The organism is Pseudomonas sp. CCC4.1 (assembly GCF_035019225.1).
Lineage (GTDB): Bacteria > Pseudomonadota > Gammaproteobacteria > Pseudomonadales > Pseudomonadaceae > Aquipseudomonas > Aquipseudomonas bubulae.
In genome coordinates this window covers 29,593-43,468 of record NZ_JASJWL010000013.1, presented here as the reverse complement: position 1 = coordinate 43,468, position 13,876 = coordinate 29,593, and the positions used below count along the sequence as shown (strand labels likewise).

The following is a 13,876-nucleotide window of genomic DNA, read 5'->3' as shown; positions in this document are numbered from 1 at the left end:
GCAAGGAGCTGGCATGCTTTACACCAATGCGCTGAAACAATTGGATATGCAGGATATTTCGATCGTCTTGCTGTTGATCGAAAATCGCAGCGCCAAGCGTGTGGCAGAAATGTTGAATCTCAGCCAATCAAGCATCAGTTACAGCCTGAAAAAACTCCGCCACTGTTTCGACGACAAACTCTTCGAGAACACCGACGGCGCCATGCAACCCACGGCACGGGTGCTGGCGATCAAGCCCTATCTGCAAAACATCCTGCAGTGCATCAATCAGTGCGCCAAGGAAGGAGCAGGGCAGGGCACCGCGCTGCGTCAGTGGAATATCACTGCCCCGGAATATTTTGAAATTCTCATGTTGCCTGCAGTGTTGCAGCAGGTGCGTTCAACCGGGCGCAACTGGGCGTTGAGTGTGAGCCGCCTGGGCCAGGATTTGCCCATCAGTGAGTTATTGGCTTCTGACACCGACGTTTGCTTTGGCTTCGGCCCGGGCTATCACCAACGGCATCCGTTGCTGGGCTATCGCAGCCTTACTGAAGATTCTTTTGTGTGCCTGTCCAGCGTGGCAAAACATCAGGCTAAATCTTTTTTGGATATTGATGAATTTTGTGACACGCCGCACATATTTCCAACGCCGTGGCTGTCGGAAAAAAACATGGTGGATGGCTGGCTGGAAAAACAGTCGCGGCGTAGAAATATTTTTACCCGGGCCAACTCCTATCACGCCGGGGTCAATGTTTTATTGGCGGTGCCGGCACTGATCGTGATCCCGAAAAAAATAGTGGCGACGTTGAATGTGCCGCCAAACATTAAAGTTCTCCAACCGCCGCCCGGTTTTCCGACTTTCACTCTGGACATGATCTGGAGCCGTGAACGAACCATCCACAGCGACTTTCATGAGCTGGAAGGGTTGATCGAAAAAATAAAAAAATAAATTTCAGGTGCGCAAAATCGCCTGCGGGTGCTGGTGTGCGCTATACATTCCCACTGCTTATCCCGCAGGGTAGGGCACGGCCATGAACTGAAAAGGAATTTTCGATGATCAAGCAATTTATCAAACCCGCCCGCACCGGTGCGGTTTTTCTAGTGACTTGCCTGGCGGCTTCCATCGCCTGTGCCAGCGATAAAACCAGTTACCCGGACGCCGCTGCCAGCGACCCGGCGAAGCTGGGCTGGATGGTCGGTGCACCGCCCCCGCCGGATCGCATCGTGCGCTTTGCCGACGGCAGTTATTTCCAGTTTCCCGCCATGCGCTGGAGTGTTTCCAACTTCCGTCAATTGATGCCTACCACCAATGTCTCCCGTGGCCTGGGTGCGCCCGTGCCGCTGGCCAAAGCCTTGCGCACGGATATCGACGCCTTGACCTTCGTGCCACTGGGCAGCAAGGAGCCGATGACCTGGGAACAGTCGCTGGCGGCGAACTACACCGACGGCATTGTGGTGCTGCACCGCGGCAAAATTGTTTATGAGCGTTACTTTGGTGTGTTGACCCCCGAAGGCCAGCACGGCGCCATGTCGATGACCAAGTCCGTGGTGGGCACGATGGGCGCGATGCTGGTGGCTGATGGCACGTTGGATGCCAATAAAAAAATTGCTGAGTATGTACCCGAGCTGGCCAAGTCGGCCTTTGGCAACGCCACCCTGCGCCAGGTGCTGGACATGACCACGGGGCTTAAATACAGCGAAGATTATGCCGACCCCAATGCGGAAGTCTGGAAGCATGCCCAGGCGGGCAATCCGCTCCCCAAACCCAAGGACTACACCGGCCCGCAAAGTTATATGGAATATTTGCAGACGGTCGAGCCGGAGGGGGAGCACGGCGAGGCCTTCGCTTATAAAACCGTGAACACCGATGTGCTGGGCTGGGTCATTGCACGAGTGACAGGGCGTAACGTTGCGCAATTGCTCTCGGAAAAAATCTGGCAGCGCATTGGCGCTGAACAATCGGCCTATTTCACCGTGGATTCAATCGGTACCCCGTTTGCGGGGGGTGGTTTGAATACAGGGCTACGGGACATGGCCCGCTTTGGAGAAATGATCCGTAACAATGGTCAGTATCTCGGCAAGCAAATCGTACCCAAGGCGGTTGTCGATGACATTCGTGGTGGCGGCGATAAAGCGGCCTTTGCCAAAGCCGGTTATGACTTGCTCAAGGGCGCCAGCTATCGCGACATGTGGTGGGTGACGCACAACGCGGATGGTGCTTTTATGGCGCGCGGTGTTTACGGTCAGCGCACCTACATTGACCCGAAAGCCGAAATGGTTATTGTGCGTTATGCCTCCAACCCGGTTGCCAGCAACTCGGCTAACGATCCGGTGACTATTCCTGCATTTGAAGCCCTGGCCAAACAGTTGATGACTCACCCGGACTGATAGCGCCAAAAAACGCTGGGAGTCGTGCTTGACCGGCTCCCATAGCGGCGTTTCGCCGTTTTTAAACCAAGATGAAGAATCCGTAAGCTCGACAAAAGTTTCATCATTTCTGCGATATCGTAACTAGATATTTCATAAGTGAGTGTTTCCATGCGTGTCGATTTAGAGGCAGAGGAGGGCCGGCTCGAGTCTTTGCCTCGTTTCCAAAGCGCCAGCGCACAGGCTCGTCAGCTCTATCTACTGGGGGTAGTGCTGGCAGTCCTGGCGTTGCTGGCGTGGGTGCTGGCATTTTTTATAGGTCTGTTTTCATCGGAATCGCTGTGGCCGGTGCTGCTGGGCAATAACGCAGCAGCCATGCTGGTGCTGGCCGCAGGCGTTCAATCGGCTTACTGGGTGGCGGATTGGCGCAATGACGCACTCAACCCCGCACCACAGGTGGCTGAGGTCGCTCCCGACGAACAGTTGCGTGGCATTGAACGTTTTAACCAGCGGATTGATGCCGGGGCAAAACAGGTGCTGGCCACCATCGGCGCGCCCGTTTTGTGGCTGGCAGGCGTGAGCGGTGTCGCCTGGTGGAGCGTCCAGTACACCTGGAACCTGGCTTTACCCGGTTTGGCTCTGGGAACCTGGGGCAGTGTCGCGGCTGGCATTGCGGTGCTGTGCGCGTTTGCACTGTTAGTGTTCGAACGTTTCCTGGCGCAGCAACACCCTGGCCAATGGCCGGAGGCGCGTTTGCTGGCACCGTTGGTTCGCGTGCCCATCCTCACTTTGCTCCTGAGCGCCGTGTGCCTGATTTTCAGCAGCGACGATGCGGTGTGGCCTGCCCGCCTCGCGGTGCTGACCGGGTTGCTACCTGCTGCCGTGGCTATTGAGCTGATTCTGAGGGCGCTGACTGCACTGTTCATCCCGCGCCGCGACAAACTAGAACCGCGCATGATCGGGCAAAGCTTTGTCGCTGGTATGTTGCGTTGGCCGCCTCAGCCATTGCTGACGCTGCAGAGCGAATTGCATAACCGGTTCGGCATCGACCTGCGCCAAATCTGGGCTTTTACCTTTATGCGCAAAGCGTTTTTCCCGGTGCTGGCGGTGGTTGCTGCTGTCGGCTGGGTGCTGAGCGGTGTGAGTGAAATCCCGCTGCAAGGTCGAGGGATTTATGAGCGCTTTGGTGAGCCGGTTGAAGTGTTGGGCCCGGGTTTGCACGTGGGCCTGCCATGGCCTTTTGGGCGAGTCCTGGCGGTGGAAAACGGTGTGGTACATGAGTTGGCCACTAGCACAGAATCGACTGTCGATCCGCTACTCACGCCTGCCGATGGTTTACCACCGCTTACCGCCAATCGCCTGTGGGATGCCACCCATGTGAATGACAAGTCCCAGGTGATTGCCAGCGACAGTGGCGACAAACAGGGCTTTCAGATCGTCAATATGGACGTGCGTTTTGTCTATCGCATTGGCCTGAGCGACCACGCCGCCATTGCCGCCACTTATCACAGTGCTGATGTACCGACGCTGATTCGCACTACCGCCAGCCGCATTCTGGTACACGACTTTGCCTCTCGGACGCTTGATGGTGTGCTCGGTGAGCAGCGCAGTGCGCTGGCCGATGATATAGGCCACGCCGTGCAGGCTGATCTGGATGGCCTGGACAGCGGGGTGGAAATTCTTGCCACCGTGGTTGAAGCCATCCACCCACCTGCCGGGGCCGCCAATGCCTATCACGGTGTGCAGGCAGCACAGATCAGCGCGCAGGCCCTGATTGCCCGCGAACGGGGCGCGGCCAGTGAACAAGCCAATGTGGCGCAATTGCAGGCCAGCGTCGCCCTGGATCAAGCCCATGCGCTGGCGCGTGAAATAAATGCCACCGCACTGACAGCTGATCTGCGCTTTGGCGCCGAGCAAAAAGCCTACGCCAGTGCCGGTCATGCGTTCCTTTTGGAACAGTACCTGAGCCAGTTAAGCCAGGGGCTGAACAATGCCCGATTGCTGATCCTCGACCATCGCCTTGGGGGCAGCAGTGCGCCGACCCTCGACCTGCGTTCTTTCACGCTGCCGGCCGATCCTGTCGCGCCGCGTAAAGCTGCTCAGTAAGGAGTCTTCTCTTGTCTCAATCCCACGATCACAGCAGCCATCATCATGGCTGTTCCCACCACGGCCATCACCATCATGACGATACCCTTGAGCCAAGCCCCTTCCCGTGGCGACGCATGGGCTGGGCGGCATTGCTGGTGCTGTTTGCCATCGCCGCGGCGAGCCTGGTGCAAGTACGTTCCGGCGAAGCCACGGTAATTACCCGCTTTGGCAACCCGGCCCGGGTGCTGCTGGAGCCCGGTCTGGGCTGGCGCTGGCCGGCGCCATTTGAAGTCAGCGTGCCGGTGGATCTGCGTTTGCGCACCACCTCCAGCGGCCTGCAGGACGTGGGCACTCGCGATGGTCTGCGGATTATTGTGCAGGCCTATGTGGCCTGGCAGGTGCAGCCCGATGCCGAGAATGTGCAGCGCTTTATGCGCGCCGTACAAAATCAGCCTGACGAAGCAGCGCGGCAGATCCGTACATTTGTGGGGTCGGCACTGGAAACGACGGCTGCCAGTTTTGATCTTTCAAGCCTGGTGAACACCGATGCCAGCCAGGTCAAAATTGCCGACTTTGAAGCGCAATTGCGTCAGCAGATCGAACAGCAATTGCTCAACACCTATGGTGTGCGTGTGCTGCAAGTGGGCGTGGAGCGCCTGACTTTGCCATCGGTCACGCTCACGGCGACGGTTGACCGCATGCGTGCCGAGCGCGAAACCATCGCCACGGAGCGCACCGCCGCAGGCAAGCGCGAAGCGGCGCAAATCCGCTCCGCTGCCGAACGCGATGCGCGCATCCTGCAGGCCGATGCGAGCATCAAGGCCGCGGATATCGAAGCGCAGTCGCGGGTAGAAGCCGCGCAGATTTATGGTCGTGCCTATGCCAGTTCGCCCGCGCTGTACAACGAACTGCGCGCGCTCGATACGCTGGGAACAATGGTTAATCCCGGCACAAAAATTATTTTGCGCACCGATGCCGCACCCTTCCGGGTACTGGTCGATGGCCCGCCGAAGCTGGATGCCAAGGCTGGATCGCAGCCATGAGCCAGGCACCTGATGAAATCAAAGGTGTCAGCAGCCCATGGCAACAGGCGGGGCGACTGGCATTTTTGGGCCTGTACGCGGTGACTGTATTCGCGGCGGTTGCCTGGGGGTTTTCCAATGTGCGTCAGATCGATCCGCAAAATCGTGCCGTGGTATTGCGCATGGGCGCGTTGGACCGTATCCAGAATGCCGGCTTGTTGTGGGCGTGGCCAAAGCCTTTCGAGCAAGTGGTGATCGTCCCCGCAGCAGACCGCGTGAGTGAACGCCGGATTGAAAATCTGCTGCGCTCGGATGTGGCGTTGCAGGCCGATCGAAAAGCTTCATTCGCCACGCCGGTCAGCGATGCGCTGGCCGGTTCCGGGTATTTGCTGACCGGTGATGCTGGCGTGGTGCAACTGGATGTACGGGTGTTTTACAACGTCACCGAGCCCTATGCGTTTGTGCTGCAAGGTGAGCATGTACTGCCTGCGCTGGACCGGTTGGTGACACGTAGCGCCGTTGCGCTGAGCGCCGCCCGCGATCTGGACACGATTCTGGTGGCGCGCCCGGAACTGATCGGCAGCGACAGCCAGGCAGCTGAACGCCGTGAGCGCCTGCGCGGTGATCTGGTGCAAGGCATCAACCAACAACTCGCATCCCTGAGTGCCACCGGGCAGGGTATTGGTTTGCAAGTGGTACGGGTGGATGTGCAATCGAGTTTGCCGGGCCCTGCGGTGAATGCCTTCAATGCGGTACTGACGGCCAGCCAGCATGCGGAGCAAGCGGTGGCTGCAGCGCGCAATGAAGCGGCCAAAGTCACCCAATCGGCCACCCAGCAGGCTGATCGCAGTGTCGAGCAGGCCCAGGCCCAGGCCAGCGAGCGTCTGGCCAAGGCTCAGGCAGATACGTCTACCATCATCAACCTGGCCAAGGTACAGCAGGCCGGCAATGACTCTGGCTTGATGTTGCGCCTGTACCGCGAACGCATGCCCAAGATTCTGGGGCAGGCCGGTTCTGTCACCAGCGTCGATCCCAACGATGATTCCCGCCTGATTATTCAGGGAGCCGAACAATGAATGCGTCTGCCACTCAACCCGCCGTGAGCCTGTTGACGGGTCCCGAACAACGTCGCGCAGCACGCCAACTGACACTGGCCATGCTGGCGCTGGGCTTGTTGGGTTTAGGGCTGGTATGGCGCTGGCTGATGCCCGCGCAAATCGGCGTCAGTCAGTTGCTGCTGGGTTTTGCTTCAATATTGGTGGCCGTGCCGGTCATGCGTTCGGCCTGGTACAGCCTGCGCTACCCGAGCCTGCACGGGATCACCGACCAGTTAATTGCCTTGGCCATGCTCGGCGCCTGGGCCACCGGCGATTTGCTGACGGCGGCTTTGCTGCCGATCATCATGATTTTTGGCCATGTGCTGGAAGAGCGCAGTGTGATTGGCTCCCAGGAAGCGATCCATGCCCTGGGCAAACTGACCCGCAGCCAGGCGCGTTTATTTCAGGCTGACGGCAGTTTGCTGGAAGTCGACAACGCCACCCTTAAAAGCGGCGATCAGGTAGAGGTGCGCGCTGGAGATCGGGTGCCCGCCGATGGTCTGGTACTGGCAGGGCAGGCCAGCCTGGATACGGCCTCTATTACCGGTGAGTCAGTGCCGCTGGAAGTCGGTAGCGGCATGCCGGTCTTTGGTGGGGCCATCAACCTCGATGGTTTACTGCGGGTACAGGTTACCCGCACCGGTGAAGAATCGACATTAGGTAAAGTCATCGCCCTGATGCAAAGCGCCGAGCGCGCCAAGCCGCCGATCACCCGTTTGCTTGAACGCTATGCTGGCAGTTATATGGTGTTGGTGTTGATGATTGCAGCAGTGACCTGGTTTATCACCAACGATGCCCAGGCCATGCTGGCAGTGCTCGTGGCTGCGTGCCCTTGTGCGCTGGTGTTGTCGGCACCGGCGACGGCGATTGCCGGGATTGCCGTGGCGGCGCGCCACGGGATCTTGATCCGTAGTTCGGCGTTTCTGGAAGAGCTGGCAGACCTCAGCTCATTGGTTGTGGATAAAACCGGTACCCTGACCTACGGCACTTTGCGCCTGCAAGCGATCGAAACCGATGTCCTGCACGAGCAACCGCTGCTGCAACTGGCCGCCAGTTTGGGCGCCGCCAGCAGCCACCCGGTGAGCCGGGCGCTGGCCGGGTTGGTGAGCCACGAGCAGATGCTCCCCCTCAATGATGTGCGCGAGCGACAAGGGTTGGGCATTGTGGCCAGCACCGGGCAGGGTGAAGCAGCGTTGGGCCGTCCTGAATTGTTCAGTCAATTGAACATCACCACCAGTGCCGTGCCTGACCACGATGGCCCCATTGCCGGGCTTTCCCTCAATGGCAATTTCCTGGGCTGGATGTTGCTGGCAGATAGCGTAAAACCCGAAGCCCGACAGGCGTTAAGTGAATTACGTGAACTGGGGCTTGGGCGCCAGGTGCTGCTGACCGGCGACCGCCAGAGCGTGGCCGAGCATTTGGCGCACACTGTGGGCATCAACGAAGTTCAGGCGCAGGCACTGCCCGAAGACAAGCTCGAACGTGTGCTGAGTGAAATCGGCAACGGCTTTCGGCCTATGGTGGTGGGCGATGGTATCAACGATTCGCTGGCGCTCAAGGCCGGTGTGGTGGGGGTTGCCATGGGCGCCGGTGGCGCGGATATCGCGCTGGCGTCATCGGATATCGTGTTGATCGGCAGCGATTTGCGTCGGCTGGGCACCTGCGTGCGCCTGAGCCGTGAGTGCCGGCATACTTTGCAGGTCAATGTGATCATCGGCCTGGGCTGGACCCTGGCGATTGTCGCGGCGGCGGCGTTTGGCTGGCTGGGGGCCGCCGGCGCAATGATCGCCGCGGTGTTGCATAACCTCAGCACATTGCTGGTGCTGGGCAATGCCGGGCGTTTGCTGCGGTTTCATGAACCCCTGCAGCCGTTGAAGTTGGCTTGAAAGTGATTCGGATAAACGGTCGCGCCCGCTCTAGCGTCGACCTCCTGTCCGCGAAGCTGACAGTTTTCGTTATTCGTCTAACCTATAGTTTTGATATCTGAAATGAAGGAGGATTACAGATGCTCGCGCAACTTCCACCGGCCTTACAGAAACTTCAACTTCCATTACGCCTGAGGCTGTGGGACGGGCACGAGTTCAATTTCGGCCCGACGCCCAGCGTCACGATCGTGGTCAAGGACCCGACCCTGGTGGCTCAATTTACCCACCCCAGCCTCGACTTGCTGGGCAGTGCCTTCGTTGAGGGTCGGCTTGAACTGGAAGGCTCTATCAGCGAAGCGATTCGGGTATGCGATGAGTTGAGCCAGGCGCTGGTAGATGATGATGACTACGCCCCGCCACCCCGGGTTTATCACGACAAGGCGACTGACGCCGAGTCCATCTCTTATCACTACGACCTGTCCAATGACTTCTACCAGCTGTGGCTTGATCGCGACATGGCGTATTCCTGTGGTTATTTTGAAACCGGGGAAGAGAGTCTGGACGAAGCCCAGCAAGCCAAGTTTCGTCTGTTATGCCGCAAGCTGCGACTCAAGCCCGGCGAATACTTGCTGGATGTAGGCTGCGGTTGGGGCGGGCTGGCGCGGTTTGCCGCACGCGAATATGGGGTCAAGGTATTCGGGATTACCCTCAGCAAGGAACAACTCAAACTTGCCCGTGAGCGCGTCAACGCTGAAGGTCTGCAAGACAAGGTTGATCTGCAACTGCTCGATTATCGCGATCTGCCGCAGGATGGCCGGTTCGACAAAATCGTCAGCGTCGGGATGTTTGAACACGTCGGGCACGCCAACCTGCGCGAATACTGCGAAATTCTCTCCAGAGCGGTGCGCGAAGGCGGGTTGGTGATGAACCACGGGATCACTTCCAAGCACACCGATGGCCGCCAGGTTGGTCGGGGTGCAGGGGATTTTATCGATCGTTATGTGTTCCCCAATGGCGAGTTGCCGCATCTGTCGATGATGACTGCCGAAATCAGCGAGGCCGGGTTGGAAGTGGTCGATGTTGAAAGTTTGCGCCTGCACTACGCGCGTACGCTGGAGCATTGGAGCCAGCGCCTGGAGCAAAAACTGGATGCTGCCGCCAAGCAGGTACCGGAGCAGGCCCTGCGGATCTGGCGTTTGTATCTGGCCGGTTGTGCCTACGCCTTTGCCCATGGCTGGATCAACATCGACCAGATTCTGGCGACCAAACCCCATGCCGATGGCTCGTTGGAGTTACCACCGACCAGGGCGGATATTTACCGCTGAGCGTGGGTTTCCCAGGTGATGGGTTGCGGGTCTTGTATCAGGTTTCTGTCCAGGACGAAGCGCCCATTCTGGAGCCCGATATTTTGATCAACCTTGGCCAGGGCTTTTTGCTCAAACGTCAGTGAGCTTTTGTTGAAAACAAGGTCGTGGCGGGCAACATTGCCGCCCCAGTCCGGTGAGGGGAGGGAGATATAACTGATGCGGTATTGGTCGTCAGTAAAATCTCCCTCCACTACATACACGCCGTAATGGTTCTCTCCCGGGGAGATGATTTTGTAGAGGCCATTGTCGTAGTAGTACAGCACTGCTTCTTCAAAGGGCTTTTCGCTATACATCTTCTTGTAGTGCAGCCGGTGGATAAACGTTGGCTGGCCCACTTCTACGTTGATAAGCGGCGGGGTGTGAGGGGTGTCTTTGGTCTGAGCTGAAGCAAGCGTGCTGATAGTGAAGAGCACACCCATTAACGAGAATCTCATTATTTTTATTCCTTAAACTGAACGGCCCGGGTTATTCCGGGCCATTCAGTTTATGGAATCCTGCTTGACGCTTTTGCCTGCCCTGAGTAATTCAGATCCGTCCTACACAGCTATAAAACCGGTGAAACCAGTCTGGCTATTCGCATGCCCAGTTGCTGCAAACGGTGTGTGGCTTTGATATCGGCATCAGTGATTTCACGGGCCAGTGCGAAGTCATCAAGCAGCATATGCTCGACTTGCCTGGCGAAGTCTTGGTCGACGGTCAGCAGCATGACTTCAAAGTTGAGACGGAACGAGCGGTTGTCCATATTGGCGCTGCCAATGGCGCTGATCTCGTCATCGACCAGTACTACTTTTTGATGCACAAAACCGGGCTGGTAACGGAAGATCCGTACGCCTGCGCGTACTGCCTCGAAGGCATACAGGCTGGATGCGGCGTACACGATTTTGTGGTCCGGGCGTGAAGGTATCAGGATGCGTACATCCACGCCGCGCAGCACGGCGAGCCTGAGCGCGGAAAACACCGCTTCGTCAGGTACAAAGTAAGGGCTGGTAATCCACACCCGTTGATTGGCGGCATGGATAGCTTCAACGAAAAACAGCGAACAGGTTTCGTATGGATCTGCCGGGCCGCTGGCCAGGAACTGGCAGAGCACGCCACCGTCCGGGTAGCTTTGTGGCAGGATCAGGGGCGGCAGTTTGCGTGCGGCCCAGAACCAGTCCTCGGCAAACGACTCCTGCAGGCAGGCCACAACAGGGCCGGTGACTTCCACATGGGTATCGCGCCACGGCGACAGCGGGGGCTTGGCACCCAGATACTCATCGCCAACGTTATGGCCGCCGACAAAACCGCGCACGCCATCCACGACCACCACTTTGCGATGGTTACGGAAGTTGACCTGGAAACGACTGATCCAGCCGCCACGGGTGGCAAACGCATAAGTTTGTACGCCACCTGCGCGCAGGGTCTCGGCATAAACTTTTGGCAAGGCATGGCTGCCGATACTGTCATACAGCAGATGCACCGCGACCCCTTGCGCGGCTTTTTCGAGCAGCAGTGCATGCAGTTTCATGCCCAGGTCATCGTCGTGGATGATAAAAAACTGCACCAGCACCACTTCTCTGGCTGAGCGAATGGCATCGAAAATGGCGTCAAATGTCGCCGTGCCATTGATCAACAGGCGCACGCTGTTGTTGGCCAGGCATGGCATGCGACCCAGTCTGGGCATTGCGCGCAGCGAGGCGTAGGCTTTTGAGCTGCGTGCGGCCAGTGCTTCTTCGACCCATGGGCGCCAGCTCAGATGGGTGATGGCTTCACGCATTTCCTGGTTGGCATCGCGTCGGGCTCGAATGTAATCGTCAAAAGTACTACGGCCAAAGATCAGATACGGGATCAGCGTGAAGTAAGGAATAAAGAACAGCGACATAGCCCAGGCAATCGAGCCCTGCGCAGTCCTGACCGTCAGCACTGCATGCACGGCGGCAATCAGGCCTAAGCTGTGGATTAATAAAATCAGATAACCAAGTACGTGCGGGCCTAGATAATCCATGCGTATCCTTACTCCAAAATGTCTAATGCCAGTACTAACAGACCATGATCTGTTATGAATGTCCTATTTGTTTGCGGGCGCAACACTTGCCCTTTTTTGACGTCTAACGCTGACAATCGCGTAGGAGTTGCTTGATGAATGTTCGTCTGCTTGGGCTGTTCATGGCCTGTGGTTTGTCGATTCCTGTGGCTCAGGCCCAGATGCTGCAACCGGGGCTTTGGGAACTCAGCTCCAGCAATATGCAGGTAGATGGCCAACAGCTGCCTGAACTGCAGGTAATGTTAGGCCAATTACAGAATATGCTGACCCCGGAACAAAAAGCCCAACTGGAAAGCCAGGGGCTGACCATGGCGGGCAAAGGTGTGCGGGTGTGCCTGACGCCCGAGCAAGTGAAGTCAGACAACATTCCGCTGACTGACCCCAAGTCTGGGTGTACCCAGCAGATCACTGAGCGTAGTGGAAATCAGTGGAAGTTTCGCTTTAGTTGTCCAAAAGCCCAGGGCGCAGGTGTGGCAACGTTTGCCAGTGATCGGGAGTTCACCACCCAAGTAAATGGCACCTTCAATGCGACCGGGATACAGCAGAAGGGCAGCATGGATACCCGTGCTGTCTGGTTGGGACAAAACTGTGGAACCGTCAAACCGCGTACTTGATCAGAACTCGTTTTGCAGCGCTTTATAGCCGCGCACCAAATCCACATTGGTGCGCGCTACATCTTCTGAAAACTCCGATGCGCTAACACTCACTGGCGCAAATTGGCTCAGGTCCGTGTTTGGTCCGATTCGGGTCGTGGAAGGCACATAGAAGTTATCCGGCAGGTCGCGGCCATCCACGACCGAGTTATGCCGCACCACACAGCCATCACCCAACTCGCAATTGAACAGCACACTGTTGAAACCGATAAATACCCTATCGCCAACACGGCATGGCCCGTGAACGATGGAACGATGTGCTATCGAAGTGTTTTCACCAATGATGACCGCCGCGCCGGACTTTGAGTGAATGACCACGCCGTCCTGAATATTTGAATTAGCGCCGATGCTGATCGGTTGCATGCCGCCGTCCTTGTCGACTTCATCGGCGCGGATCACGGCGTACGGTCCGACAAATACGTTTTCGCCGATCACTACTTTGCCGCAAATGATGGCCGTTCTGTCGACATAGGCGGACTCGGCGATTTGTGGCAAGTCGCCTGATGGATTTTTTCGGATCATGGTGTGCTCAATGCGTTGTGCAGGGTGGTGAGGTTGTATTCGAAAAGGCCAAGAAAAGTGCTGGCCGGACCTTCACTGGCCAGGGCATCGGAGTACAGCGTGCCACCAATTTGTGCGCCACTTTCATCGGCAATCTGCTGCAACAGACGCGAGTCTTTAATGTTCTCCATAAATACGGCCCTCACCTTGTCGGCCCGTATCTGACGAATCAGCGAAGCGACTTCAGCAGCCGAAGGTTCGCGCTCAGTGGACAAGCCCTGAGGTGCCATAAAGTCGATGCCATAGGCCTGGCCCAGATAGCCGAAGGCATCATGGGAGGTCACGATACGGCGATTGCCGGCGGGCAGGTTGCCCAGCTCAGTTATGGCCTCGGCTTGCAGTCGATCCAGCTTTTTCAGATAAGCCGCAAGGTTGCGGTTGTAGTACGCCTCATCGGCCGGGTCGGCCTTGATCAGCGCTTGAGTGATGTTGTTCACATACAGTTTTGCGTTTGTCAGGTTGTGCCAGGCGTGAGGGTCGGGGATGGTTTCGCCGTCTTCCTCCATCGTGTGAGCAGCCACTCCTTTGCTGGCAGTCACGATAGCCCCCGGGGTTTCGGTACTGCTCACCAGGCGATCAAGCCAGGGCTCGAACCCCAGGCCATTTTTGATAATGATCTTGGCATTGAGCAGTGCCTTGGCATCGTCCGGGGTGGGCTCATAGGTATGTGCATCCTCATCAGGGCCGACCAGCGCGCTGACTTGCACATGTTCGCCGCCGATTGCCCGGGTCATGTCGCCGAGAATGCTGAAGCTGGCAACGACAGGTATTTTCGGTGTCTGAGCCGCGACGCCAAGGGACAAGCCCATCGCCACGCACATACTGAATATCATGGTTAGAGCACGCATCGTGTT

At 57.6% G+C, this 13,876-nt stretch carries 12 protein-coding genes; 8 read left to right on the top strand and 4 right to left on the bottom strand.

Annotated elements, in window-relative coordinates:
- The first annotated feature begins 13 nt into the window (after positions 1-13).
- The 7 genes from QN377_RS07945 (at position 14) to cfaB (ending at position 9,743) form a co-directional block, all read left to right on the top strand.
- The gene (locus QN377_RS07945) at positions 14-928 is read left to right on the top strand and encodes a LysR substrate-binding domain-containing protein (protein WP_169916988.1); all 915 of its coding nucleotides are present in this window, start codon (positions 14-16) and stop codon (positions 926-928) included.
- Between the two features lie 104 nt (positions 929-1,032).
- Complete coding sequence (locus QN377_RS07940) at positions 1,033-2,367, top strand: serine hydrolase domain-containing protein (protein WP_095031567.1); 1,335 nt, start codon at positions 1,033-1,035, stop codon at positions 2,365-2,367.
- 150 nt (positions 2,368-2,517) lie between these two features.
- A complete protein-coding gene (locus QN377_RS07935; RefSeq protein ID WP_322213897.1) occupies positions 2,518-4,452 on the top strand; it encodes a protease modulator HflK in 1,935 nt (644 codons plus the stop codon).
- An 11-nt stretch (positions 4,453-4,463) separates the two neighbouring features.
- Positions 4,464-5,477 (top strand): protease modulator HflC, encoded by a 1,014-nt coding sequence (hflC, locus tag QN377_RS07930; RefSeq protein WP_094999566.1) that lies wholly within the window; start codon positions 4,464-4,466, stop codon positions 5,475-5,477.
- Positions 5,474-6,532: a protease modulator HflK gene (gene hflK / locus QN377_RS07925; RefSeq protein WP_095031569.1), complete on the top strand. Its 1,059-nt coding sequence runs from the start codon at positions 5,474-5,476 to the stop codon at positions 6,530-6,532. The genes hflC and hflK overlap by 4 nt, the downstream gene beginning before the upstream one ends.
- Positions 6,529-8,439: a cation-translocating P-type ATPase gene (locus tag QN377_RS07920; RefSeq protein ID WP_095023140.1), complete on the top strand. Its 1,911-nt coding sequence runs from the start codon at positions 6,529-6,531 to the stop codon at positions 8,437-8,439. The genes hflK and QN377_RS07920 overlap by 4 nt, the downstream gene beginning before the upstream one ends.
- A gap of 119 nt (positions 8,440-8,558) precedes the next feature.
- On the top strand, positions 8,559-9,743 hold the full coding sequence (cfaB, locus tag QN377_RS07915) for a C17 cyclopropane fatty acid synthase CfaB (protein ID WP_088378578.1): 1,185 nt from the start codon (positions 8,559-8,561) through the stop codon (positions 9,741-9,743).
- Here the strand turns inward: cfaB and QN377_RS07910 are convergent.
- A complete protein-coding gene (locus QN377_RS07910) occupies positions 9,734-10,219 on the bottom strand; it encodes a hypothetical protein (protein ID WP_095024799.1) in 486 nt (161 codons plus the stop codon). The two genes, cfaB and QN377_RS07910, sit on opposite strands and share 10 nt — an antisense overlap.
- 110 nt (positions 10,220-10,329) lie before the next feature.
- Positions 10,330-11,769: a cardiolipin synthase gene (gene cls / locus QN377_RS07905; protein WP_094999562.1), complete on the bottom strand. Its 1,440-nt coding sequence runs from the start codon at positions 11,767-11,769 to the stop codon at positions 10,330-10,332.
- A 134-nt stretch (positions 11,770-11,903) separates the two neighbouring features.
- Between cls and QN377_RS07900 the strand changes: the two genes are divergently transcribed.
- A complete protein-coding gene (locus QN377_RS07900) occupies positions 11,904-12,422 on the top strand; it encodes a DUF3617 family protein (RefSeq protein WP_153379700.1) in 519 nt (172 codons plus the stop codon).
- Here the strand turns inward: QN377_RS07900 and QN377_RS07895 are convergent, their stop codons facing one another.
- Together QN377_RS07895 and QN377_RS07890 are read right to left on the bottom strand one after the other, a co-directional pair.
- The gene (locus tag QN377_RS07895) at positions 12,423-12,983 is read right to left on the bottom strand and encodes a DapH/DapD/GlmU-related protein (protein WP_095020592.1); all 561 of its coding nucleotides are present in this window, start codon (positions 12,981-12,983) and stop codon (positions 12,423-12,425) included. It abuts the gene before it with no gap.
- A complete protein-coding gene (locus QN377_RS07890) occupies positions 12,980-13,870 on the bottom strand; it encodes a metal ABC transporter substrate-binding protein (RefSeq protein WP_133144663.1) in 891 nt (296 codons plus the stop codon). The genes QN377_RS07895 and QN377_RS07890 overlap by 4 nt, the downstream gene beginning before the upstream one ends.
- Positions 13,871-13,876 lie beyond the last annotated feature (6 nt).